The organism is Pseudomonas sp. R45(2017) (assembly GCF_002112305.1).
In the GTDB taxonomy this organism is placed as follows: Bacteria; Pseudomonadota; Gammaproteobacteria; order Pseudomonadales; family Pseudomonadaceae; genus Aquipseudomonas; species Aquipseudomonas paraglycinae.
The window spans coordinates 271710-295768 of the sequence record NZ_NEHH01000003.1 but is presented as its reverse complement, the minus strand read 5'-3'; the positions used below and the strand labels follow the sequence as shown (position 1 = coordinate 295768).

25 protein-coding genes are annotated in these 24059 nt (G+C 62.5%); 11 read left to right on the top strand and 14 right to left on the bottom strand.

Annotated features, from left to right (window positions below; genetic code table 11):
• Positions 1–4 precede the first annotated feature (4 nt).
• Positions 5–775, top strand: a complete 771-nt coding sequence (locus CAF74_RS08545) for a substrate-binding domain-containing protein (protein WP_085746042.1) — start codon at positions 5–7, stop codon at positions 773–775.
• Here the strand turns inward: CAF74_RS08545 and CAF74_RS08540 are convergent.
• A complete protein-coding gene (locus CAF74_RS08540; protein ID WP_085746041.1) occupies positions 765–1679 on the bottom strand; it encodes a LysR family transcriptional regulator in 915 nt (304 codons plus the stop codon). The genes CAF74_RS08545 and CAF74_RS08540 overlap by 11 nt on opposite strands.
• Positions 1680–1984: 305 nt before the next feature.
• On the opposite strand from CAF74_RS08540, the gene CAF74_RS08535 reads away from it, so the two are divergent.
• Positions 1985–3793: a monovalent cation:proton antiporter-2 (CPA2) family protein gene (locus CAF74_RS08535; RefSeq protein ID WP_085746040.1), complete on the top strand. Its 1809-nt coding sequence runs from the start codon at positions 1985–1987 to the stop codon at positions 3791–3793.
• Between the two features lie 148 nt (positions 3794–3941).
• On the opposite strand, the gene hcnC is transcribed toward CAF74_RS08535, so the two are convergent.
• The 4 genes from hcnC to CAF74_RS08510 form a co-directional block, all read right to left on the bottom strand.
• Entirely contained in the window at positions 3942–5201 is a 1260-nt protein-coding gene (gene hcnC / locus CAF74_RS08530) for a cyanide-forming glycine dehydrogenase subunit HcnC (protein ID WP_085746039.1), read from the bottom strand.
• The gene (hcnB, locus tag CAF74_RS08525) at positions 5194–6603 is read right to left on the bottom strand and encodes a cyanide-forming glycine dehydrogenase subunit HcnB (RefSeq protein WP_085746038.1); all 1410 of its coding nucleotides are present in this window, start codon (positions 6601–6603) and stop codon (positions 5194–5196) included. Before hcnB ends, hcnC begins: the two co-directional genes overlap by 8 nt.
• A complete protein-coding gene (hcnA, locus tag CAF74_RS08520; RefSeq protein WP_085746268.1) occupies positions 6600–6914 on the bottom strand; it encodes a cyanide-forming glycine dehydrogenase subunit HcnA in 315 nt (104 codons plus the stop codon). Before hcnA ends, hcnB begins: the two co-directional genes overlap by 4 nt.
• Before the next feature lie 405 nt (positions 6915–7319).
• Entirely contained in the window at positions 7320–8258 is a 939-nt protein-coding gene (locus CAF74_RS08510) for a hypothetical protein (protein ID WP_085746037.1), read from the bottom strand.
• A gap of 297 nt (positions 8259–8555) precedes the next feature.
• On the opposite strand from CAF74_RS08510, the gene CAF74_RS08505 reads away from it, so the two are divergent.
• A complete protein-coding gene (locus CAF74_RS08505; RefSeq protein WP_007952956.1) occupies positions 8556–9239 on the top strand; it encodes a response regulator transcription factor in 684 nt (227 codons plus the stop codon).
• The gene (locus CAF74_RS08500) at positions 9217–10611 is read left to right on the top strand and encodes a HAMP domain-containing sensor histidine kinase (protein ID WP_085746036.1); all 1395 of its coding nucleotides are present in this window, start codon (positions 9217–9219) and stop codon (positions 10609–10611) included. The genes CAF74_RS08505 and CAF74_RS08500 overlap by 23 nt, the downstream gene beginning before the upstream one ends.
• 142 nt (positions 10612–10753) lie before the next feature.
• On the opposite strand, the gene CAF74_RS08495 is transcribed toward CAF74_RS08500, so the two are convergent.
• Genes CAF74_RS08495 through CAF74_RS08485 form a run of 3 tightly spaced genes read right to left on the bottom strand, consistent with a single transcriptional unit; the run spans position 10754 to position 13006 of the window.
• Entirely contained in the window at positions 10754–11164 is a 411-nt protein-coding gene (locus tag CAF74_RS08495) for an SRPBCC family protein (RefSeq protein WP_064597619.1), read from the bottom strand.
• Positions 11165–11189: 25 nt separating this feature from the next.
• A complete protein-coding gene (locus CAF74_RS08490; RefSeq protein ID WP_007952959.1) occupies positions 11190–11987 on the bottom strand; it encodes an SDR family NAD(P)-dependent oxidoreductase in 798 nt (265 codons plus the stop codon).
• On the bottom strand, positions 11984–13006 hold the full coding sequence (locus tag CAF74_RS08485; RefSeq protein WP_085746035.1) for an aldo/keto reductase: 1023 nt from the start codon (positions 13004–13006) through the stop codon (positions 11984–11986). Before CAF74_RS08485 ends, CAF74_RS08490 begins: the two co-directional genes overlap by 4 nt.
• 112 nt (positions 13007–13118) lie before the next feature.
• On the opposite strand from CAF74_RS08485, the gene CAF74_RS08480 reads away from it, so the two are divergent.
• Complete coding sequence (locus tag CAF74_RS08480) at positions 13119–14012, top strand: LysR substrate-binding domain-containing protein (RefSeq protein WP_085746034.1); 894 nt, start codon at positions 13119–13121, stop codon at positions 14010–14012.
• Positions 14013–14075: 63 nt separating this feature from the next.
• On the top strand, positions 14076–15002 hold the full coding sequence (locus CAF74_RS08475) for a LysR substrate-binding domain-containing protein (protein ID WP_085602635.1): 927 nt from the start codon (positions 14076–14078) through the stop codon (positions 15000–15002).
• On the opposite strand, the gene CAF74_RS08470 is transcribed toward CAF74_RS08475, so the two are convergent.
• A complete protein-coding gene (locus tag CAF74_RS08470) occupies positions 14917–15516 on the bottom strand; it encodes a DinB family protein (RefSeq protein WP_085746033.1) in 600 nt (199 codons plus the stop codon). The genes CAF74_RS08475 and CAF74_RS08470 overlap by 86 nt on opposite strands.
• Before the next feature lie 127 nt (positions 15517–15643).
• On the opposite strand from CAF74_RS08470, the gene CAF74_RS08465 reads away from it, so the two are divergent.
• Entirely contained in the window at positions 15644–16015 is a 372-nt protein-coding gene (locus CAF74_RS08465; protein ID WP_085746032.1) for an endonuclease domain-containing protein, read from the top strand.
• A gap of 255 nt (positions 16016–16270) precedes the next feature.
• On the opposite strand, the gene CAF74_RS08460 is transcribed toward CAF74_RS08465, so the two are convergent.
• Complete coding sequence (locus CAF74_RS08460) at positions 16271–17188, bottom strand: pyridoxal-phosphate dependent enzyme (protein WP_085746031.1); 918 nt, start codon at positions 17186–17188, stop codon at positions 16271–16273.
• Positions 17189–17320: 132 nt separating this feature from the next.
• Between CAF74_RS08460 and CAF74_RS08455 the strand changes: the two genes are divergently transcribed.
• A complete protein-coding gene (locus CAF74_RS08455; protein ID WP_085654273.1) occupies positions 17321–17980 on the top strand; it encodes an isoprenylcysteine carboxylmethyltransferase family protein in 660 nt (219 codons plus the stop codon).
• Here the strand turns inward: CAF74_RS08455 and CAF74_RS08450 are convergent.
• Together CAF74_RS08450 and CAF74_RS08445 are read right to left on the bottom strand one after the other, a co-directional pair.
• Positions 17974–18642 (bottom strand): HAD family hydrolase, encoded by a 669-nt coding sequence (locus CAF74_RS08450; protein WP_085746030.1) that lies wholly within the window; start codon positions 18640–18642, stop codon positions 17974–17976. The genes CAF74_RS08455 and CAF74_RS08450 overlap by 7 nt on opposite strands.
• Positions 18643–18705: 63 nt before the next feature.
• Positions 18706–19119 (bottom strand): response regulator, encoded by a 414-nt coding sequence (locus CAF74_RS08445; protein ID WP_085746029.1) that lies wholly within the window; start codon positions 19117–19119, stop codon positions 18706–18708.
• Positions 19120–19307: 188 nt separating this feature from the next.
• On the opposite strand from CAF74_RS08445, the gene CAF74_RS08440 reads away from it, so the two are divergent.
• Positions 19308–20249, top strand: a complete 942-nt coding sequence (locus CAF74_RS08440) for a class I SAM-dependent methyltransferase (protein ID WP_085746028.1) — start codon at positions 19308–19310, stop codon at positions 20247–20249.
• Between the two features lie 5 nt (positions 20250–20254).
• On the opposite strand, the gene CAF74_RS08435 is transcribed toward CAF74_RS08440, so the two are convergent.
• Complete coding sequence (locus CAF74_RS08435; protein ID WP_085746027.1) at positions 20255–21028, bottom strand: helix-turn-helix transcriptional regulator; 774 nt, start codon at positions 21026–21028, stop codon at positions 20255–20257.
• A gap of 112 nt (positions 21029–21140) precedes the next feature.
• Between CAF74_RS08435 and CAF74_RS08430 the strand changes: the two genes are divergently transcribed.
• Both CAF74_RS08430 and CAF74_RS08425 read left to right on the top strand, forming a co-directional pair.
• Positions 21141–22244, top strand: a complete 1104-nt coding sequence (locus tag CAF74_RS08430) for a polyamine ABC transporter substrate-binding protein (protein WP_085746026.1) — start codon at positions 21141–21143, stop codon at positions 22242–22244.
• 39 nt (positions 22245–22283) lie between these two features.
• A complete protein-coding gene (locus CAF74_RS08425; protein ID WP_085746025.1) occupies positions 22284–23402 on the top strand; it encodes a P1 family peptidase in 1119 nt (372 codons plus the stop codon).
• A gap of 3 nt (positions 23403–23405) precedes the next feature.
• On the opposite strand, the gene CAF74_RS08420 is transcribed toward CAF74_RS08425, so the two are convergent.
• Positions 23406–23990, bottom strand: coding sequence for an NAD(P)H-dependent oxidoreductase (locus CAF74_RS08420; RefSeq protein ID WP_085746024.1), 585 nt, complete (start codon positions 23988–23990; stop codon positions 23406–23408).
• Positions 23991–24059 lie beyond the last annotated feature (69 nt).

Genomic DNA, 24059 nt, shown 5'->3' with positions numbered 1-24059 from the left:
CACCATGAAAAAACTGTTTACCGTTACCGCCCTGCTCGCCGGTCTTGCGTTCAACGTTGCGGCCCAGGCCGAAGAACTGCGGGTCATGACTTCCGGCGGTTTCACCGCCGCCTACAAGATCCTCGGGCCGAAATTCGCCGCCGCCACCGGCAACACGCTGGACACCCAACTCGGCCCGTCGATGGGCAAGGCGCCGGAGGCAATCCCCAATCGCCTCGCCCGTGGTGAAAAGGCCGACGTGGTGATCATGGTCGGCTACGCCCTCGATGATCTGATCAAGCAAGGCAAGGTCGACCCGGCTTCGCGTGTGGAGCTGGCGGATTCGCGGATCGGCCTGGTGGTGCGCGAAGGCGCGCCGAAACCGGACATCAGCAACGTCGACGCCCTGAAGAAGACCCTGCTGGATGCAAAATCGGTGGCCTACTCCGACAGCGCCAGCGGCGTGTACATCGAGCAGCAGTTGTTCAAGAAACTCGGCATTGAAGATCAGCTGAAACCGAAGGCGAAGATGATCCCGAAAATCCCGGTGGGCTCGGTGGTCGCCACTGGCGACTATCAACTGGGCTTCCAGCAGGTCAGCGAATTGCTGCCGGTGCCGGGGGTGAGTTTTGTGGCGAAGATTCCTGAATCGGTGCAGTCGGTAACACGATTTGCAGCAGGGATTCCGGTAGGTGCGCAGCATCCGCAGGAAGCCAAGGCGTTGCTCGCTTATCTGGCCGCACCCGCCGCCCAGCCTGACGTGCAGGCCACCGGTCTGGATTCGGTCAAGCGCTGACCGTCGGCGGCTGGACTTTCATTTCCACCACCAGCCGCTCCAGTTCCAATGCCGCCGGGGTCAGCGTTCGACCCCGGCGTTTGATGATGCCGACACTGCGCATCACTTGCGGATCGGTCAGCGGCACCCGCGTCAGGATCGGATGATCCGCCGCCGGCATCGCCATCAGCGGCACCGCCGCCACACCCAATCCCGCTTCCACCAGACCGATCATGGTCGTCACATGCCTCGTATCGCAGATGCTCGGGCGCTGCGGCACCACTTTGGCCAGCGCCTGATCCAGCAGAAAACGGTTGCCCGAGGTCTTGTCGAGCGAGATGTAATCCTGCCGGTAGAACTCGTCCCAGGTCACGCTGCTGCGCCCGGCCAGCGGATGATCGCGGCGACAGGCAACCACATAGCTTTCCTGTACCAGCGGCTCGAAATCCACGCCCGCCTCCTGGGTGCCCATGAAGCTCAGACCGAAATCCGCCTCGCCATTGACCACCGCGCTCAGCACGTCGTGGGCGCTGGAATCGAGGACTTTGACTTTGATTCGCGGAAACTGCTGGTGATAACGGGCGACCACGCTCGGCATGAAGTAGTACGCCGCCGACGGCACGCAAGCGACGGTTACGTGGCCCTGCCGATTCGAGGCGACTTCACTGATGCCGAGCAACGCGACGTCCAGATCGTCGAGCAAGCGTTCGACGCTGGGCATGAAACCGCGTCCGGCCTGAGTCAGGCTGACCTTGCGTGTGGTGCGCTCGAACAGCTTCACGCCGAGGGCGTCTTCGAGCTTTTCGATGCGCCGGCTCAGGGCCGGTTGCGACAGGCGCACGGTGTCGGCAGCCTTGCGGAAACTGCCCTGCTCGACCACGGCACGAAAGGCTTGCAGGTCGTTGAGGTCGAAGTTGATGGCCATGAAAGACTCGAAAGAATTGATTCGTTGAGGTTATAAATGTAACCAATTGATGCAAATTATTACAGAAGCACATCTGCTCAAGCATGTGCTGCCCTGGAGTGTTCCCATAGTCTGGGATCATCTCGGTCTCCCTTGTGGGAGCGGGCTTGCTCGCGAAGAGGCCGTGTCAGGCAACTGATCTGCGGAATGACACACCGCCTTCGCGAGCAAGCCCGCTCCCCCATCAGGATCTGCGGTGGATCTTGAATCGTTGCAACCTTTATCCTTGTCGCCCCCCGCCGTACCGCGTTACTGGAGTTCCGCTCATGCCCCATGAAGGCAATCTGTTACAAGCCGCCGTCGTCTTTCTCTTCGCCGCCGTGCTCACCGTTCCCCTGGCCAAGCGTCTGCAACTGGGCGCGGTGCTCGGTTATCTGTTCGCCGGGGTGATCATCGGCCCGTCGGTGCTGGGCCTGATCGGCAATCCGCAAAGCGTCAGCCATATCTCGGAACTGGGCGTGGTGTTGCTGTTGTTCATCATCGGTCTGGAGTTGTCGCCGCGACGTTTATGGGTGATGCGCAAATCGGTATTCGGCGTGGGTCTGGCGCAGGTGCTGCTGACCGGCTCGGTGATCGGGGTGCTGGCGTTGTCGGTGTTCGGTCAGCCGTTGAACAGCGCGATTGTCTTGGGCCTGGGTCTGGCGCTGTCGTCCACCGCGTTCGGGTTGCAAAGCCTCGCTGAGCGAAAGGAACTGACCAGCCCCCACGGTCGGCTGGCGTTTGCGATTCTGCTGTTCCAGGACATCGCCGCGATCCCGCTGATCGCGCTGGTGCCGATGCTCGCGGGGGTCGATCACCACACCAGCACCGCCGACGACGTGCGCCACAGTTTGCAGGTGCTTGGCGGTATTGCCGTGGTGGTGATCGGCGGACGTTATCTGCTGCGTCCGGTGTTCCGCATCGTGGCGAAAACCGGTCTGCCGGAAGTCTCCACCGCCACCGCGTTGCTGGTGGTGATCGGCACCGCGTGGCTGATGGACATGGTTGGTGTGTCGATGGCGTTGGGCGCGTTTCTTGCCGGGTTGCTGTTGGCGGATTCGGAATATCGCCATGAGCTGGAAGCGCAGATCGAGCCGTTCAAGGGCCTGCTGCTCGGGTTGTTTTTCATCAGCGTCGGCATGGGCGCCAACCTCAGTCTGCTGCTCAGCGCGCCGATCACGGTGCTTGGGCTGACGCTGCTGCTGATCGCCCTGAAGTTGCCGCTGCTGTTTGTGGTCGGGCGTCTGGCGGGTGGATTGAACAAGGTCAGCGCAATTCGCCTCGGCATCGTGCTGGCGGCAGGCGGTGAGTTTGCGTTTGTGGTGTTCAAGATCGGTCTCGATCAGGGGCTGTTCGAACCGCAACTGTACGATCTGCTGGTGCTGACCATCACCCTGTCGATGGCGGTCACGCCGCTGTTGCTGTTGATTTGCGCACGGCTGGTCAGCCCGAAAGTGCAACCGGTGGAAGTCCCCGAGAAATTCCGCCAGATCGAAACCGAAACCCCACGGGTGGTGATTGCCGGCATGGGCCGGATGGGTCAGATCGTGGCGCGGATCCTGCGGGCGCAGAACATCAAGTTCGTCGCGCTGGACACCTCGGTGGAAACCATCGAACTGTCGCGCAGTTTTGGTGGTGTGCCGGTGTTCTACGGTGACCCGATGCGGCCGGAAATCCTCAGCGCGGCCAAGGTCGGTGAAGCGGAGTACTTCGTGATTGCCACGGATGATCCGGAAACCAACATCAAGACCGCTGAGATCGTGCGCAAGCTCTATCCAGACATGAAGATCATCGCCCGGGCGCGTAACCGGCAGCATGTGCATCGGCTGGTGGATGTCGGGGCCGATCCGATCCGGGAGACCTATTACTCAAGCCTGGAAATGAGCCGCCGCACCCTGGTTGGCCTTGGCTTGACCCAGGCCCAGGCCGATGCGCGGATCAAGCGCTTCAAGCACCATGACGAACAGGTACTCGAGGCTCAACACGCGGTGTACGACGACGCGGCCAAAGTGCTGCAGACCGCGCAGGAAGCGCGGGCGGAACTGGCCCGGTTGTTCGAGTCGGATCAACTGGAAGAGCAATCGGGCAAGTCCTGACGTTTTCAGAGTTGATGATCGTTCCCACGCTCTGCGTGGGAATGCCTCAAGGGACGCTCCGCGTTCCAGCTCTGGAAGGGACGCGGAGCGTCCCGGGCTGCATTCCCACGCGGACGGTTCGACGTGGGAACGATCACAGCCAGCAGGCTCAGGCTATCTCCAGCTCCCTCTCTTCTTTGGCCGGCGCCACTTCAAACCGGTCCGCCAGAAACGGCGTGATGTCCAGCGGCAGCGGTTCATCGTTGACCAGTTTGTCCAGCAACACCCCGGTGATCGCCGACGTCAGCACCCCGGTGCGGAAATGCCCGCAGGCGTTGAGATACCCCTCCACCCCGGCCATCGGCCCGAGAATCGGCAATTCGTCCGGCGAGCCCGGCCGCAACCCGGCCCAGGTGCGTTTGAGGTTGATGTCCGCCAGTTCCGGCAAACAACGCACCGCGCCCTGCACCAGCCCGGCGATTTCCGGCCAGGTGGTGGTGACGTCGAAGCCCTTATCCTCGGTGGTGCTGCCGATCAGGATTTCGCCGTTGTCCTTCTGCGCCATGTAGCAATCGCTGGTGGTCAGGCAACCGTTGAGGATTTTCGGCAGGCGCTCGGTCAGCAGGATCTGGCCTTTCACCGGTTTCACCGGAATGCGAATGCCCGTGGCCCACTCGCTCAAATCCGCCGCCCAAGCGCCAGCGGCGTTGATCAGGGTCTTGCAGTGAAACACCCCGGCTTCGGCCGTCTGTACGCCAGTCACCCGCGAGCCGTGATGCAGCACGCCGGTTATGTTGGTGTTGACGTACATGTCCACGCCATTCTGCCGGGCACCTTCGGTGTAGGCGTCGGCCAGGCGGAACGGGCTGACCTGGTGGTCGCAGAGAAACTCCAGCGCCCCGCGCGCTTCATGGCTGACGCTCGGCTCTGACTCGCGCAATGCCGCCTGATCCAGCCAGCGCACCTGATCGGCCAGGTGCGGAATGCAGCCGACGATGTGCTCGGCGTACAACCGGTCTTCATCGTCATAGATCACGAATTTGAGCCCGGTCTTTTCGAACTTGAAATCCATCCCGTGATTGTCACGCAGCTCGCGGTGCAGCGCCGGGTACAGCGCGTTGGACTGCAAGGCGAAATCGAAAAACGACGGCGGCAGGATGTGCGGTGTGCTGGAGTCAACCGCCACCGCCGCGCCCTGGGTTTCGCGCTTGCGGTTGGCCGACATCATGCGGAAGAAAATCACCCCGCAACCCAATCCCACCGACTCGCCAATCGCCCACAAACCACCGGCCGAAGCGCGGGTCGCGTTGCCCGGGCGCTTGGCGTCGATCAGCGCAACCTTGAGGCCTTTGCGCTTGGACAATTGGTAGGCGATGGACGCGCCGATCACACCGCCGCCGGCGATGACCACGTCATAGAACTTACTCATGGGAAACGGCCTCCGTGCCGAGGGACTGGAACGCGGAAAAAGGAATCGGATCGATGGGGAAGCGCGGCCGCAGCCAGCCGACATCCTTGCGCCCGGTGGACTGACGCAAGCGGTCGCTGCAATAGCCGACGCACATCCGCCCCTGACAGTCGCCCATGCTTACGCGGGTGCGCATTTTCAGGCTGGCGATGTCTTGCACGCCCTGCTCCAGCGCGCGGTCGATGTCGGCGCGGGTCGCGTGTTCGCAGCGGCAGATCACCGTGTCGGCAGCCGGCAATGCGGTCTGCCCGACGCCGCGTTCGGTGTAGCGATCCACCGCCGCGCGGAAGCGCACGATGGCTTTGAGTTTGCCCAGATAACGGTCGCGACGGACGCGCGCCAGTTCCTCTTCGAGCACACCGCGTTGCAGCAGGATCGAGGTCGCCGCGATCTTGCCGGCCAGCATCGCCGCTTCACCGCCGCGAATCCCGCCCATGTCACCGGCCAGATGCACGTGGGGCTCGCTGCTTTGCTGCCAGATGTTGGCGTTGGCGCGCAGGTAACCGTCGTCGCTGAAGCCGTGATCCAGGCCCATTTGCTGACTCAGTTGCGTGCGCGGAATGAAGCCGTAGCCGACCGCGAGTGTCTTCGCCTCGAAGCGTTCGACGCGACTCATGTCCGGCTCCCACGTTGCCGAGTACGGCGCCACGCTGACGCTTTTCAGTTCGCCTTCGCCGTGCGCTTCGACCACGCCCCAGCCGTAGTTCATCGGGATGCCATGCAGTTTCAGATAAGCGAGCATGCTCAAGCCATCGAGGAACAGTTGCGGCTTGTTCAGCAGTGCCAGACTTTCCTTGGCGATCTTGCCGAACGCGCAGGCCTCGTAGACCCCGGCCACGCTCACACCCGACGCATGCAACTGAGTCGCCACCAGCGGCAACAGCGGCCCGGTACCGGCGATCACCACCGGCCCCTGCGGTTTGACCACGCCGCTTTTGATCTGCAATTGCAGGCCGCCGAGCATGATCACGCCGGGCAGCGTCCAGCCTGGAAACGGCACGCTGCGTTCATGGCAACCGGCGGCCAGCAGCAACTGCGGGTATTCGATTTCGTGCAGTCGCTCGTCGCCGTCCAGCACCACCAGCGAGCGCGTGCCTTCGGCGCCGACCACGCGGTGGTTGAGGCGCACGTCGATCAGCCCGGACTGCTCCTGAAAATCACCGTGCAGTTTGCCCAACGCCTCGGAATAGCGCGGCCCCAGGTAATCCAGCTGCACGCCGTCCCGCAGCGGCCCGCGATAGACCACGCCACCCAGGCGCGAAGCCTCTTCAAGCAAAGTGCAGCGCACCCCGTGCAGGGCCAGTTCGATGGCCGCGGCCATTCCCGCCGGGCCACCGCCGACGATCACCGGATGCAGGCTCATACCACCTCCTGCCCGTGAATACGGTTGACCTGGGTTTCGATCAACATGCCCTCGCGCACCACGGTCTGGCAGGCGCGGCGCTTGTGCCGGCCGTTGATTTTCACCAGGCAGCACTGGCACACGCCCATGCCGCAATAGGCACCGCTGATCTGGTTGTGATCGTTGCGCGCGACCTGGCGCACGCCGAGGGACTGAATGACGCTGAGCACGGTCTCGCCGATGGCGGCGGTGACCGGCTGGCCGTTGATGTGGACAGTCATATCCGCCTGCGCCAAAGGCTGGATATCGAAGGTTCTTTCTAGGCAGTGCATTGCAATGATCATCCGTGAAAGGTTCAGGTGAGGTTGAAACAGCTCCTTGCTGCACTACACCTCGCCGGCACGTCGGGTGTTATCTCTCTATCGGGCCGGCAGGTTGGTTCCGCTCGCGCAGCAAAGTGCGCGCAAGCAATGTAGTCGATCCAGCGGCAAGGGCCTGGAAATTTCACGGTAGGGGATATTGCGCCGACGAATATTGATCCAGGCCATGGAAATGACTGGTCGGTTCTGCGCCTTCGGCCCCGCGCAGAAAGCAAAAAGCCGCTTCAACCCGAAGGTGGAAGCGGCCAAGGCATGTGCCTCAAGGAATCAGTGCACGAACAGGGCGATCAGGATGATGATCGGGATTGGAACACCGAGGAAAAACAGCAGTAGTGAGCGCATGGTGGTTCTCCTTGATTAACGGACTGGCGGCAGCGTGGTCGTGGTGTAGGTTTCGACTTCGACGTACTCGACCGCATCCCGGCGACGACCGCCGAAGGTGGCCGAGAGGCTGGCGAAGAACGCACCGGCCAACAGTGCGATGAACATCCACAGCGTGGTCCAGGCAGCGACTTTGGCGGCGGTGTCGGCGGCTTGTTGCGCTTTCAGCTTGGCGTCGGCGATGGCTTTCTGGGTACGGGCGTAGATTTCATCGACCCGACGTTCGGCGTCGGCCTGGGTCAGGTTGGTACGCTGAGCGACCAGTTGTGCGAGGTAGGTACGGTCTTCGGCGCTGAGCTGACCGTTGGCCAGGCTTTGGGCGAAGATCCGGGTTACGGTGCCACGGGCGGCGTCATCGCTGACGGCGGCGGGACGATCGTCGCGGAACAGGCTGTCGACGAAGTAGCCGTACTGGTCACTATCGGTTTTGCCGGCCGCTGTGCCGGCCGCTTGCGTCATGGCACCGGCAGCGCCGCCGACAACACTCGCACCGGCCTGCACGCCACCGCTGACGATGCTGCTGACCGAGCCGACCACCAGCGTTGCGGTGACCAGCGTCGCGACACACCAGGAAAGGAAGCCATGGGCGGTGTCGCGGAAATACACCTCGTCACCGTGCATGTTGGCCCACTTCACTCGCAAGCGACCAGCAATGTAGCCGCCGAGCCCCGAAGCGATGATTTGCGTGGCCGCCAGCCAGATAATGGTGGAAATGCCCAGGCCCTTGGCGCTGACGCCCTCCCCGGCCCACGGTGAAACGGCGGAGAAGCCCAGACCGAAGCCCAGCAGCACGAGAATCAGCGACAGTGCCGCCGCAGCGGCAGCCCCTGCGAAGATCGCGCCCCAGGACACCCCCGAGACGTTGCTCGACTCTCCTTCGTAGGCAGGATAAAACCCATCAGAGGATCTATTCATTGTTGTAGTGCTCCAGGCATGAAAAATGGTGTTACAACTCGTCATCAGAGGAATTGCAGTGACCGTGCCAGTCGCCCACATTAAATAAATCGTTTGAATTCAATAGCTTAAAAAGTCTGAACTTCCTAAGACCATGCAAATTGCAACAACGGGTCGATAACAGCGGGTTTTATGCATTGGCACAAAAGCCCGGCCGTGGCGTTTGTATCCGCTAAAACATGAAAGTTAATTTAAAGCGCCGGCGCAAAATCTTGGCAAAATGCTGCCATTGCGTTTGAACAGACCAGCAGGCCCACCATGACTCGCATCCTCACCATCGAAGACGACGCCGTGACCGCCCGGGAAATTGTCGCCGAACTGAGCAGCCACGGCCTCGACGTGGACTGGGTCGACAACGGCCGTGAAGGCCTGGACCGCGCCGTCAGCGGCAACTACGACCTGATCACCCTCGACCGCATGCTGCCGGAGCTTGATGGCCTGGCCATCGTCACCACCCTGCGCACCATGGGCGTGGCCACGCCGATCCTGATGATCAGCGCCCTCTCCGATGTCGACGAGCGCGTGCGCGGCTTGCGCGCCGGCGGCGATGACTACCTGACCAAACCGTTCGCCACCGATGAAATGGCCGCCCGGGTCGAAGTATTGCTGCGTCGCCAGAACAGCAATGGCGCCCAGCCGACCACGTTGCAGGTGGCGGATCTGCAACTCGATCTGATCAGCCACGAAGCCCGCCGCGCCGAACAGGTGCTGACGCTGCTGCCGACCGAGTACAAATTGCTGGAATTCCTGATGCGCAACAGCGGCCAGATTCTGTCGCGGATGATGATTTTCGAAGAGGTCTGGGGCTATCACTTCGACCCCGGCACCAACCTGATCGACGTGCACATCGGCCGCCTGCGCAAGAAGATCGACCCGCCGGGCAATGTCCCGCTGATCCGCACGGTGCGAGGCTCGGGTTATGTCATTGCCGAACCCGTCTGACGGTTGGCGCTCCTCCAGCAGCCGCTTGCTGGCGCTGTACAGTTCGTTGTTCGTGGCCTGGAGCGCGATCCTCATGGGGGTCATGTACTTCGAGGTTTCCGGTTATCTCGACAATTTGGCCAAGCATTCGCTGATGCAACGTCAGCATCTGTTTTCGCATTTTCGCGGCGATCAGCTGGAAGACGCGCTCGCCGCCAGCATGACCTTCGACATTCGTGGCATCGACGCCTACGGTCTGTTCGACGCTCAGCACCGTTACCTGGGTGGCGCGTTGCAGAGGATCCCCGAGGGCCTGCCGCTGGACGGCAAGATCCACATGCTCAGCGAATGCGCCGACTCCGACGACCCGACCCTGCCCGCCGACAGCTGCGACGCGGTAGCCACCCCGACCCGCGACGGTCGCTGGCTGGTGCTGCTGCGTGACAACGGCTCGCTGTTCGCGGTGACGAAGATCATTCTGCATGCGCTGCTCTGGGGCGTGTCGCTGACGATTGTGCCGGGGATCATCGGCTGGCATTTGCTGCGTCGTCGGCCACTGCGACGGATCCGGGCGATCCAGGCCAGCGCCCAGTCGATTGTCGCCGGCGATCTGACCCACCGTTTGCCACTGTCCAATCGCCGAGATGAGCTGGACATGCTCGCCGCCATCGTCAATGCCATGCTCGATCGCATCGAGCGCTTGATGAACGAAGTCAAAGGCGTGTGCGACAACATCGCCCATGACCTGCGCACCCCGCTGACCCGCTTGCGCGCGCAGTTGTATCGCATGCAGCAGCAGGCCGGCGAAGGCTCGTCGGAAGCGGCGCAACTGGATCTGGTGCTGGCCGAGGCCGATACGCTGATGGCGCGGTTTCGCGGTTTATTGAGGATTTCCGAACTGGAGGATCGTCAGCGGCGCTCGGGTTTTGTCGAGCTTGATCCGGTGTTGTTGCTGCAGGAACTGCACGAGTTCTATCTGCCGCTGGCCGAAGACGACGAGCTGCACTTCGAGCTGAACATGCCGGAAACTCTGCCGATGCTGAACGGCGATCGGGCGTTGCTGTTTGAAGCGCTGGCGAACCTGTTGAGCAACTCGATCAAGTTCACCCCGGCCGGTGGCACGGTGGTGTTGCGCGGGGTCAATGATGCGGGGCATACGCGGATCGAAGTGCATGACTCCGGCCCCGGCATTCCCGAGTCGGAACGGGAGGCGGTGTTCCAGCGGTTCTACCGCGCCGAGGGCGGGCAATTGCAGAACGGCTTTGGTCTGGGACTGTCGATCGTCGCGGCGATCGTCAACCTGCATGGGTTCAGTCTTGAGGTGGGACGCAGTGATCTGGGCGGGGCGAAGCTGGTGCTGGATTGTCGGCAGAGCCTGATTTCACAGTCTTGAGATAGATCGTTCCCACGCTCTGCGTGGGAATGCCTCAAGGGACGCTCCGCGTTCCAGCTCTGGAAGGGACGCGGAGCGTCCCGGGCTGCATTCCCACGCGGACGGTTCGACGCCTCGACGTGGGAACGATCAGTGAACAAACTCAGGCGGGGTAGTTGGCGCGCAGTGCCTCAAGCCCGCCCTGATAGATGCCGCTAAACAGCGCCACCACTTCCTCATCGCTCACGCCCTTGGCCGTGAAGCGTCCCGACCACGTCACCTTCGCGCCCTGCCCTTGGGCCTCAACACGAATCGTCGCCAGATAATCGGTGGCCGGAAACGGTGCCTGCAGAATCGAATAGCTGTAGGTTTTGCCCGCGTTATCGAACGTTTCCAGACGCTCGACCACCACGCCACCGTCAGCGGTTTGCAGGGTGCGCACACGCCCGCCTTCGCTCAGTTCGCTGTTGGGAATGAACGGCAGCCAGTCCGGCAAGGTGTTGAAGCCGCCAATCAATTGCCAGACCTGATCGGCCGAAGCCGGGATGTCGATCGTTGCTGATGCTGTTGCCATAAATAAAAAGTCTCTCTCGATGAATTCAGATAGTCAGGCTGTCGACCACGCCGCCGTCGACCCGCAAAGCGGCGCCGGTGGTGGCCGAAGACAGCGGTGAAGCGATGTAGGTGACCAGGTGCGCGACCTCTTCGACATCCGCCACGCGCTGGATGATCGAGCTCGGACGGGCCCGGCGCACAAAGGCGTCGGCTTCGTCCCGCAGGCTGCGGCCAGACTCGGCGGCGGCATCCTTGAGCATTTCCTCGACACCGTCGGTGAAGGTCGGCCCCGGCAGGATCGCATTGACCGTAACCCCGGTGCCCGCCAGGCGTTTGGCCAGGCCATGGGACACCGCAAGGTTGGCGCTTTTGGTCACGCCGTAGTTGATCATGTCGGCCGGGGTGGCCACGCCGGATTCCGAAGACAGGAAGATCACCCGGCCCCAGCCCTGCTCGACCATCGCCGGCACGTAATGCCGCGACAGGCGCACGCCGGAGATCACGTTGATTTCATAAAAGCGCGTCCACTCATCGTCCGGCGCGTCGAAGAAATCCACGGCGTTGTAGATGCCGAGATTGTTCACCAGGATGTCGGCTTTCGGTTCGGCGGCGAACAGTTTCTGCGCGCCTTCGGCCGTGCCCAGATCCGCCGTCAGACCGCGCAGTTGCGCGCCCGGCACCTTGTCGCGAATGCTCGCCAGCGCCTGTTCGACCTTGGCCGCGTCGCGACCGATCACCACCACCGTGGCGCCCGCCTCGGCCAGCGACTGGCTGATGCCCAAACCGATGCCCGCCGTGCTGCCGCTGACAATCGCCAGTTTTCCGCTCAGATCGATCTTCATGCTTTCACCTCGTCGATGGGTAATGGTGCACGTTCGGACACCAGTTTCGCTTCACGCATGGCCTGCCAGAAACCGGCCGGAATGACCGCCGACAGCGCCGCTACATCTTCAGCGATGCGCCCCGGTTTGCTCGCGCCGGGAATCACGGCCGCCACGGCCGGATTGGCCAGCGAGAATTGTAGTGCAGCCGCTTTGACATCGACGCCGTGTGTCGCGGCGATGCGTTTGATCTGCTCGACCTTGGCAACGATTTCAGGACTGGCCTTCTGGTATTCGAAGTGCGCACCGCCGGCCAGGATCCCCGAGCTGTATGGACCTCCGACAACGATTTCAACGTTCTGCGCCCGGGCCGAATCCATCAAACGCTGCAGGGCGCGGTCGTGATCGAGCAAGGTGTAGCGGCCGGCCAGCAGGAAGCCGTCAGGCTGCGCCTCGGTCAGGTCCAGCGTCAACTCGCACGGCTCGACCTTGTTCACGCCCAGGCCCCAGCCCTTGATCACGCCTTCTTCACGCAGGCGGGTCAGGACTTTGAAGGCGCCGGTGCGGGCCTGATTGAAGTACTCGAGCCATTGATCACCGTAGAAATCCTGAGCGATGTCGTGGACCCAGACGATGTCGAGGCGATCGGTTTTCAGACGCTTGAGGCTGTCTTCGATCGAACGCAGCGTGGCGTCGGCGCTGTAGTCGTTGACGATCTTGTTCGGGCGACCGTGTTCGAACACCCCGCTTTTCTCGCCCAGATCCCGGGCGGCAGCGTCTTCGACTTCATCGAGAATCACCCGGCCAACCTTGGTGCTGAGCACATAGTCGTCGCGCTTGTAGCGGGACAGTGCTTCGCCGAGGCGGATTTCCGACAGGCCCGAGCCGTAGAACGGCGCGGTGTCGAAGTAACGCACGTCGGCATCCCACGCCGCGTGCACGGTGGCCTGGGCTTCTTCCTCAGGAATGGCGCGGAACATGTTGCCCAGCGGCGCGGTGCCGAAGCCGAGTTGGCCGGGAAGTTTGTCTTTCAAGCTCATGATGCTGTCCTCGTAGTTCGTGGTCGGTGTTGACCGTTGAGCAGATCCTAGATTGCGCCACTCAGACCGTCCAAGACATAATCCGCAGCACTTGAGTCCCTGAAGGTCTGACATGATCGACATCCGCCAATTGCGCTACTTCGTCGCCGTCGCCGAGGAAGAACACGTCGGCCGCGCCGCCGAGCGCCTGCACATTTCCCAGTCGCCCCTGAGCCGGCAGATAGCCCAGCTCGAAGAACGTCTGGGCCTGACCCTGTTCGAACGCAGCCAACAGCGCATTCGCCTGACCCGCGACGGCCAGACCTTTCTCGCCGAAACCCGCGCCCTGCTGACCCACGCCAACCGCCTGGAATCCCTCGGCAAACGCCTGGGCCGTGGCGAAGAAGGCGGCCTGTGCATCGGCTACATCGAGAACGCGATGCACGCCGGGGTCTTGCCCAATGCCTTGCGCGTTCTGCGGGTCGACCGGCCGAACGTGCATGTCGCGCTGTACAACCTGAGTTCTGCCGAGCAACTGGAAGGCCTGCGTCAGCGTAGCCTCGATATCGCGCTGGTCAGTGAACCGCCGACGATCGACGACCCGGATCTGCTGGACTTTCAGGTACTGGACGACCCGATGCTGCTGGCGCTGCCCGAACATCACCCGCTGAACCAGTTGCCATCGCTGACCCCGGCGGATCTGGCCGATCAGGAATGGATCGGCGTGCAGCCACGCCAAGGCGCTGACGATGAGTTCGTCAGCGCCTGCATCCGCGCAGGTTTCACCCCGGATGTACGGATGCAGGCCACCGAGCCGTTTACCGCGTTGGGGCTGGTCGCTTCGGGGCTGGGGATCGCGATGATCCAGAAAGGCCTGAGCCATAACGCACCGCCGGGCGTGGTGCTGCGGGAAGTGCCGTGGCTGGCGTTCACCACGCCGTTGTGGGCGGCGTGGCACCGGATCAACCTGCGGCCGCTGGTGGAAACGTTTCGCAAGGTTTTGACCGGGGTCGATCCCGCCCAGTGACCCGACAGCGCGAGACTTTGCTGCTTTACTGAGAAGACTCAAAAAACCAGCGAGTCTTCCGGCATGAACCGCAATGACCTGCGTCGCGTGGACATGAACCTGTTGGTGATTTTCGAAACCCTGATGTTCGAAAAGAACCTGACCCGCGCCGGGGAAAAGCTGTTCCTCGGCCAGCCCGCCGTCAGTGCTTCACTGGCGAAACTGCGCGACCTGTTCGACGACCCGTTGCTGGTGCGCAATGGCCGCGTGCTGGAACCAACCCAGCGGGCGCTGGCGATTCTCAAGGAATTGCAGCCGGCGATGGACACCATCTCCGGGGCGGTCAGCCGGGCCAAGGATTTCGACCCGCTGAGCAGCCGCGACGTGTTTCGCATCGGTCTGTCGGACGACGCCGAGTTCGGCCTGCTGCCGCCGCTGCTCAAGCAATTGCGCGAAGAAGCACCGGACGTGGTGGTGGTGATCCGCCGGGTGAATTTCCTGCTGATGTCGTCGATGCTGGCGTCCGGGGAAATTTCCGTCGGCGTCAGTTACACCACCGAATTGCCGGCCAATGCCAAACGCAAAAAGCTGCGGGACCTGCGCTGCAAGATCCTGCGCGGCGATGATCGTCCCGGCGCACTGACCCTCGACGAATACTGCGAACGACCCCATGCGCTGGTGTCGTTTTCCGGGGATCTGGGCGGCGCTATCGACAACGATCTGGCGCGAATCAACCGCGCCCGGCGCGTGGTGCTGGCGGTGCCGCAATTCGCTCCGCTGCGGGCGATTCTGGCCGGCACCGACATGCTCGCCACCGTGCCGGACTTCGCCGCCTGCGCATTGGTCGAAGGCAGCAGCGTGTTGCGTGCCGACGACCCGCCGTTCGACATCGTGCCGTCGGAGCTGTCGATGGTCTGGAACGGGGTCAACGACAACGATCCGGCGGAACGCTGGCTGCGCTCGCTGATTGCCCATCACATGTCGGCGCCTCTTCCGCCACAGGCGCACTGATCGGCTTGAACCCCGGATCGACCTCGCGCAGGTACACCGGCAGGTCGGTCATCGGCGGCATCTGCGGGATCTCGAAATACATCTGCACCACCCAGCCACGGTGGTAGTTGTTGTGGTTGATCACGTGCATCAGGATCGCCCCGGCATTCATGGTGCCGCCATCGCCGGACACGAATTTGAAATCGATCGGGCGGTTCAGCGAGGCTTCGGTCTGCTGCGCGCTCCAGGTGCGATACCAGCCGTCGACTTCCTGCTGGGCCTGACGCAACTCGCCGAGATCGGCGTGCACCAGATCATGGGACGTCGTGAAACCGTGCTCGCGCCCTTCGAGGTGCGCTTGCCAGATCCGGTCGACCACGTAGATGTGGTTCAGCGTACCGATCATGTTCTTGAAAACCGTCTTGCGCTCCCTCGTCGTCTCCCCCGCCGGCAGCGCTTGCAGGCTGTCGAACAGACGCTGATTGGCCCAGGTCTTGTAGTCCGTGAGCAGATGGGCCGTGGCCAGATTGATCATCGCGGGTCACCGTAGGCACGAAAAAGGGCTCCGCCTAGGATAGACCTCTCTCGCGGGAATGGCGGTGGTGCTGACTATTGGTCGGGTCTACAGTGAAATCTCCATCCCCTTCACAAGGACGTGAAGCATGCAAAATCGCCCTACTTTCGCCCAACGCCAGTTCGCCCGCCACTTGCGCACCTCCCAGACCGACTGCGAACAACTGCTCTGGCAGAAGCTGCGGGCGCGGCAGGTGGCGGGGCTGAAATTTCGCCGGCAGGTGCCGGTTCCGCCATTTGTGCTGGATTTCTATTGTGTGGAATTGAAGCTGGCGGTGGAGCTGGATGGGGGGCAGCATTTTGAGGAGGCGGGATTAACTCATGACCGTCGGCGGACGGTTTATCTTCAGCGGCTGGGGATTGAGGTGGTGCGGTTCAGCAATCTGGAGGTGATTCGGCAGATGGGGGATGTGTTGGAGCAGATTGTGCGGGTTGCGGAGAGTTTGAGATCGCGATCCTAATCCGAAAAGCGCCCTCACCCCAGCCCTCTCCCGGAGGGAGAGGGAGCCGATTGGGGGATATTGGAGAGATCCGCCGACGTGAGCGAAATGTTTTGAATCCATAAACGAATCTGTACCTCAGGTCAATGTTAGGAATCCATAATCGACTCGTTATTTCAGGTCGATGTATCCCTCGAGACACCTCGGTCGGCCCCCTCTCCCTCCGGGAGAGGGCTGGGGTGAGGGCCAGGCGGTCGACGCTAGATCCGCAGACATTCAAGCCCCCAACCGCGCCCACCCCGCCACCAGCTGCGCACTGATACTCACCCCGCCACAAACTATGACCACCACATCATGCGCCCCCGCCAGCGTCGGATGGTCGAGATACGCCACCGCCAGCGAAACTCCGCACGCCGGTTCCACCAATTGCCGCAGATCACTGGCATAACGCACCACGCCCATGATCGCGTCGTCATCCGACAGCACCAGACATTCATGATCGAACTCGCCGATATGCTCTACCGGCCAAGCCGCCACCTGAGCAGCTCCGAGGGAGGTGGCGACGGTGTCGATGCGGCTCAGGCGCACCGGATGACCAGCCTTGACGGCCGCAGCGAACGAGGCAGCGCCTGTAGTTTCGCAGGTGATGATGCGGCAGTCTCGGCGATCATGCCGTAGCAGCCCGGTGAGAATTCCCGCCAGCAAACCACCGCCGCCGACCGACGTGACCACAGTATCGACCTGCGGGCAGTCGTCGAGGATTTCGTCGACCATCGTGCTGTGCCCTTCCCACAGTACCGGGTGGTCGAAGGCCGGCACGTATTCGGTGTCTGCCGCGCTGGCCAGTTCCCGCGCTCGCTGGTTGGCCTCGTCCCAGACTTTGCCGTGGACGATAACCTCCGCGCCGGTGCGGCGAATACGCGCGCGGGTCGCTTCCGGTGTGGTGTGCGGCACCACGATGCAGGCTTGCAGGCCCAGGCTGACGGCGGCCACCGCCGTGGCCAGTCCGGCATTGCCGCCGGACGGACACACGACCTTGCGCTTGCCCTGCGCCGCTGCCTGACTGCACAACAAGCCCATGCCACGCAGCTTGAACGAGCCGCACGGTTGCAGGTTTTCCAGCTTCAGCCAGATGCGCCGGGAAGCGGTCGACAGGGTCGGATGGAGGATCAGCGGCGTGCGGATGTGCAGCATGGCGGACTCCCGAAGCGGCGGCTCGGATGATCGGAACGTCTCTGCCTGAAGTTTAGTCCACGCCCCTGCCACCAGCTAAACGCCGGGGATCGTGCCGGGATCTACACTGAACGGAACAGCCGTGAGGTGCCTATGAAAATGTCTGCGCAAATGACCGTGGTCGCAGTGCTCGCCACCCTCGCCTATCTGGGCCTGGCGATGTGGGGCATCGGTGGCGTGGCGGTGTTCTTTTCTCACGGCGCTTTGGTCGTGGTGGCACTGGCCACGCTGGCCATGGTGGTGGCTTCGCTCTTTACGGAAGTGAACCTGAGTACCGGCGAACGCGAGGACCGGGCCAATCGCTGGGTGATTCCGGCGTTTGCCGTGATCGGACTGGTCAGTGCCTTTCTGCCGGCTTACTGCGACCGCATCGGTTTCTGGACCATCGGCCGCGAAGGTACCCGTTGGCTGGGCGCGTTGCTGTTTATCGTCGGTGGCGGGTTGCGCTTGTGGCCGGTGTTTGTGTTGGGCCATCGGTTCAGCGGGTTGGTGGCGATTCAGCCGGGGCACCGGTTGGTCACCGAAGGCATCTACCGGCATCTGCGCAACCCCAGTTATCTGGGGCTGGTGATCAATGCGATCGGTTGGGCGCTGGCGTTTCGCTCGGTGGTCGGCCTGTTGCTCGCGGCGCTGACGCTGATCCCGCTGATCGCCCGCATCCACTCCGAAGAGGCCCTGCTGCGCACGCAGTTCGGTGCCGAATACGACGCCTATTGCGCCCGCAGCTGGCGCTTGGTGCCCGGAGTTTATTGACGTTGCAGGCGCAACTGGCCGTCGCTGTCGATGCTCAGCGCAATGTCGCGGTAACTGGCGATGGTCGCGTGTACGGTTTCCAGAGGATGCTGGTGAGTCGTGGTGATGATCATCAACGGCGCACCGGCGGCCTCAGCGGCCTGAATACCGACGGTGGCGTCTTCGAAAATCAGGCAGTCCGCCGGTTCCAGGCCCAAGCGTTTGGCGGCCAGTCGATAACCGGCCGGATCCGGTTTGCCGGCGGTCACGTCTTCAGCGGTGATCATCACCGCAGGCTCCGGAATACCCGCCGCCGCCATCCGCCGCAATGCCAGATCCCGTGGCGCCGAGGTCACCATGGCCCAGCGATCCGCCGGCAACGATTTGAGAAACGCTGCCGCGCCGGGGATCTCGACGATGCCTTCGACGTCTTCGATTTCCGCCTCGGTGATGAACGCCGCTTGCGCTTCGGCGTCCACGCCCGGCAGGTTCAAACGCGTGATGGTGTCGATGGCGCGCACGCCGTGGATGGTCGGCAGGAACGTTTCGACGTTCACCCCGTGGCGCACGGCCCAGGCGGACCAGATCCGCTCGGCGGCGGCGATGGAGTTGAGGACGGTGCCGTCCATGTCGAACAGGAACGCGCCGAACGCGCGGTTGAAAACAGCATCGTGAGCAGACAAAAGATCACTTCCTCGCAAGGGGCCGGGCAACGATGCCCGGCAATGTAGCACTTGCGGGACGCTTCAGTGCAGACGCGGCGCCTTCGACTTGAACGCACCGTCAACACAGTCGAGCAACTGGCCGATGGCCCACGGCTTCTTGATGAACGCCACCGGATGCTTCACGCCCGAGGTTTCCGGCGTTTCATAACCGGACATGACCATCACCGGTTTGTCCGGCCAGCGCTCGCCGACCAGATTGGCCAGGTCCGCCCCGTTGAGGGTGCCGGGCATGGTGATGTCGGTGAGCAGCAGCGCGACTTCGGGCGCGTGCTCTTCCAGGTATTGCGAGGCCGCATCGGCACTGGTCTGCGGTTCGACCTTGAAACCTTCCTCCTGAAGAATTTCGCACAGAAACTCCAGAATCAACGGATCGTCCTCGACTACCAGAATCAATCCGCCAGGAAGGTGCGCGCTCGACGTGGAAATTGGACACATGAACTGGCACTCCCTGAATTGCATGAACGATTTAGCGGCTTGAATCCGCTGCTTATCAGGTATGAGCAGCACCTTCTACAGAAATTCATTTTTGATACAGGTCTTTTCGATAACACTGGGTCAAAGGGCAGTCGCCGCCGCGTAATTGCGGTTAAAATGCGCGCCCTTTTGCTGGCCGATCCTGATTGATGAACCCTCAAGCCCTCGCCGTTCTCCATACCCACTTGCTCAACGCGCTGACGTCGGCCCCGGCCGAAACCCGGCGCCTGTTCCATGGGCGCGGGCGTTGCTGGCCGGGGCTGGAGCAAGTCACCGTGGACTGGCTGCAAGGCGTGGTGCTGGTGTCGCTGTTCAAGGAGCCCGAGGCTTCGCAGCTGGAAGACCTCAAGCGTCTGTTGCTTGAAATCACCGGTTCGGCGCCATGGCAGCAGTCCGGCGCCCACACTTTGCTGATCCAGCACCGTTACCTGCCGCAAAGCACCGCCGAATGGCTGCTCGGTGAAGAAATCGACGAAATGACCATCGTCGAGGGCGAACTCAAATATCGGGTGGATCTGGGACGCAAACAAAACACCGGGCTGTTCCTCGACATGCGCTACGGCCGCAACTGGGTGCGCGAACAGGCGGCGGGCAAACGGGTACTGAACCTGTTCGCCTACACCTGCGGCTTTTCGGTGGCGGCCATCGAGGGCGGCGCCAGCCATGTGGTCAACCTCGACATGTCCCGCGCCGCGTTGAGCCGGGGCCGCGACAATCACCGGCTGAACGGGCATGACCTGAGCAAGGTGAGTTTCCTCGGCCACGACCTGTTCAAATCCTGGGGCAAGGTAATCAACAGCGGCCCTTATGATCTGGTGATCATCGACCCGCCGTCGTTCCAGAAAGGCAGTTTTCTGCTGACCAAGGATTACCAGCGCGTGCTGCGTCGTCTGCCGGAATTGCTGACGGCGCAGGGCACGGTGCTGGCCTGCATGAACGACCCTTCGTTCGGTTCGGACTTCCTGATCGATGGCGTGACCCAGGAAGCGCCGAGCCTGCGCTTCGAACAACGGCTGGAAAACCCGCCGGAGTTTCCGGATATCGACCCTGAAAGCGGTCTGAAGGCGCTGCTGTTCAAGCAGATCGGCTGACCCGCTCAGCGCGGCCGCAACACCAGCGCAAACAACTCGCCATGCCCGGTGACGTTGAGCTTGTGATAGAGATTGCGCCGGTGCACCTTCACGGTCTCCGGCGAAATGTTCATGTGCTGGGCGATGGCCTTGCTGGAAAAGCCCTGGAGAATCAGACGCGCCGTATCGATCTCGCGCGCGGTCAGACGGGCGTCGAAGCGGTCGAGCAGCGCCGCAATATCGCCGACCGGCGCCTCGACCGCCGCACCTTGCGGCGGCATCAACTGCACCTGCCGACGCATCGCTGACAGCACCCAATCCCGCACGCAGAGCAGGCGCCCCTGCTCCTGCAAACTGAACGCCGTCGAACGGCCCATCGACAATCCGAGCACGCCGTCGTCGAGGTTGACCAGAAATTGCAGCTCATCTGCGCCGACCACCGAGCGGAAGTAACTCTGGTAGTACTCGCTGTGCAGAAACTGGTCCGGCGCAACCGACGCGAGGCTGTGCAAACCATCGGCGATCCCGGCGCAGGCGGCCTGATAGAACGGATCGAGCAGGTACATGCCGGCACAGTAACCGGCCAGTTCTTCCTGCTCGTCGGCGCGGCCCTGACTGTCGAAGTCGATCAGCAATTGCGGCGGGCGCCCCGTCTGCATCACCGCCACCAGCGCATTGTCCAGCGGCACCAGCGACCGCAGCGTATCGACCAGCGCGCGCCAGAAACCGTCCTGACCGACCGTGGCGAACACCCGCGACAGGCTCTGATGCACCGGCAATTCCTGCAGCAACGCGTCCACGCTCTACCCCTTTTGAGTAACCCATGATGGGAATGGGTGCGGCGCGGCCCGCCCGATAGGCTGACCACTCCTGTTCATCACCGGCCTGCCAACAGGCCAGGAGTGCCGCATCATGCGTGGTCATCGTGGGTATATCAACCTGGGTCTGATGGGCAGTTTGTCCGCGGCGCTGAGTGCGCAGGCAGCCGATGCGCCGAGCGTGCATGTCTATAACTGGTACGACTACATCGGCCCGAACACCCTGCATGATTTCAAGCGTGACAGCGGTATCGAACCGGTCTACGACACCTTCGACAGCGCCGAAGTCCTGGAAGGCAAACTGATGACCAGCCGCAGCGGCTACGACGTGGTGGTGGCGAGCAATTTCAGCCTGCCGACCCTGATCAAGGCCGGCGCCCTCGCCCCGCTGCCCCGCGACCAACTGCCCGGCTGGAAGAACCTCGACAACGACCTGCTGAACAAACTGGCCAATAACGACCCCGGCAACCAGTACGCCGTACCTTATCTGTGGGGCACCAACGGCATCGGCTACAACGTCGACAAGGTGCGCGCCGTGCTGGGCGACAAGGCCCCGGTGGATTCGTGGGACCTGGTGTTCAAGGAAGAGAACCTGGCCAAGCTCGGCGAATGCGGTGTGGCGATGCTCGATTCGCCGTCGGAAATGCTCCCGGTCGCGCTGCATTATCTCGGCCTGCCGCCGAACAGCACCAACGCCGAGGACTATCAGAAAGCCGAAGCGCTGCTGCTGAAACTGCGCCCGCACATTGCCTACTTCAACTCCTCGAAATTCATCAGTGATCTGTCCAACGGCAACATCTGCGTGGCGGTCGGCTGGTCCGGCGCGATGCTCGAAGCCAGGACCACCGCCGAGCAGGCCGGCAACGGCGTGAAGATTCAGTACAGCCTGCCGAAGGAAGGTGCGCCGGTGTGGTTCGACACACTGGTCTTGCTCAAGGACGCACCGCATCCGGCTCAGGGTCTCGCGTTCATCGACTACCTGCTGCGGCCCGATGTGATTGCGCCGGTCAGCGATCACCTGTCCTACCCCAACGGCAATCGCGCCGCCACGGCGCTGGTTGCCCAGACCACCCGCGACAACCCTGCGGTGTACCCGTCAGCCACGGCGATGGCCACGTTGTACACCCTCGAACCCTTGCCCAAAGCCACCGAACGGGTGCGTACGCGGGTGTGGAGCAAGGTCAAAAACGGGCAGTAACAGCCCTTCGAATCACTGCCTTCAACAGAGAGAACATCAATGAAACCACGTGCCCGCGATCTCCATATCCGCATCGGTCAAATGCAACCCGGCCCGCTCAACGCCATCACCGACGTACCCGGCGTACGGGTCGGCCACAGCAACGTGCGCGGCCGCAGCGCCAGCGGTCGTGACATTTGCAGTGGCGTTACCCTGATCGAACCACGCGCCGGTTCGACCAACGCACAACCGTGTTTCGCCGGCGTCCACGTACTCAACGGCAACGGTGACGCCACAGGACTGGAGTGGATTCGCGAAGCCGGCCTGCTGACCAGTCCGATCGCCTTCACCAACACTCACAGCCTCGGCGTGGTGCGCGATGCCTTGATCGAACTGGATCGCGCGCAGCAACCGGATGACGGTCGTCTCTACTGGAACATGCCGGTGGTGCTGGAAACCTTCGATGGCTTGCTCAACGACATCAACGGCTTTCATGTGAAGCCCAAGCATGTGGCCGAAGCGATGAGCAATGCCGTTGACGGCCCGGTGCAGGAAGGCGCGGTGGGCGGTGGCAGCGGCATGATCTGTCATGAATTCAAGGGCGGGATCGGCACCGCATCACGCCGCTTGAGCAAGGCTCAGGGTGGCTGGACAGTGGGTGCCATCGTCCAGGCCAACCACGGGATTCGCAGCGAGTTGCGAGTCGACGGCTACCCGGTCGGGCGATATATGGAACAGGTGGATTCGCCGTTCCTGCGCGCTTCGTTGCCGCATCCGGGCATGGGCTCGATCGTAGTGGCCCTCGCCACCGATGCACCGCTGTTGCCGCATCAATGCACGCGACTGGCGCAACGGGCGAGCCTCGGTCTGGCGCGCACCGGTGGCGGCAATGAGGATCACAGCGGCGACATCTTCATTGCCTTCGCCACCGGCAACGGTCATATCCCGCCCGCCGCTTACGAAGGCAAAGGTGCGTCGACCTGCAACGGCTTGCGGATGGTCAACAACGACCACATCAGCGAGCTGTTTCTGGCGGCAACCGAGGCGGTGGAAGAAGCGATCATCAACGCCTTGTTGGCCAGCGAGAGCACCGAAGGCAACGGGCATTCGGTGCCGGGGCTGGATGCCGCCACCCTGCTGGCCGCCCTGGAAAAAGCCGGCTGGCCGGGTGCTCGCTGACACTCAGCGGAACAACCCAAGTCCGAGTTCGCGCGCTGCCTGCAACTGCATCGCCGGATCGCTCGACTCGGACTCCAGCAACAACGCCGAGCCCGCCACTGTCGCCCCGCAGTAGTCGAAAATGCCGTGATCGATCTGCGTCTTCATCGCCGCGCCGTAGCCGTGGCGCTCGTAAGTGCGCACATCCGCTCCGCCGAGTCCGAGCAGGTGTACGCGCAATCGTCCGAGTTTTTTCAGCGTCTTGTCGCCGTCGAAATCGTACGCCCAGCCATTGCTGAACACCCGGTCGATCCAGCCCTTGAGCAGCGCCGGCATCGACCACCAGAACACCGGATAGACCAGCACCAGTGCATCGGCGCGGTCGATGCGTGCCTGCTCGGCCAGTACGTCTTGCGGTGGCGCGGATTCGCGGTGATGCACCGCCCAGTCGGCCACGCCAAAGCGCGGATCAAATTCTTCGGCGTGCAGGTCGGCGATTTCGAAGGTGTTGGATGGATCGCTTTCCGAAAGGCCTTTGGCAATCTGCTGCGCCAACGCGTGGGTCAGCGAACGTGGATCATCGTGATCTACAACAATCAATGCGTGCATGGGGGAAATCTCCAGTTGGTGATTGCTGACCAAGGGCTTACCCTTGCGAAAAGCTACGATTGGTAAGCT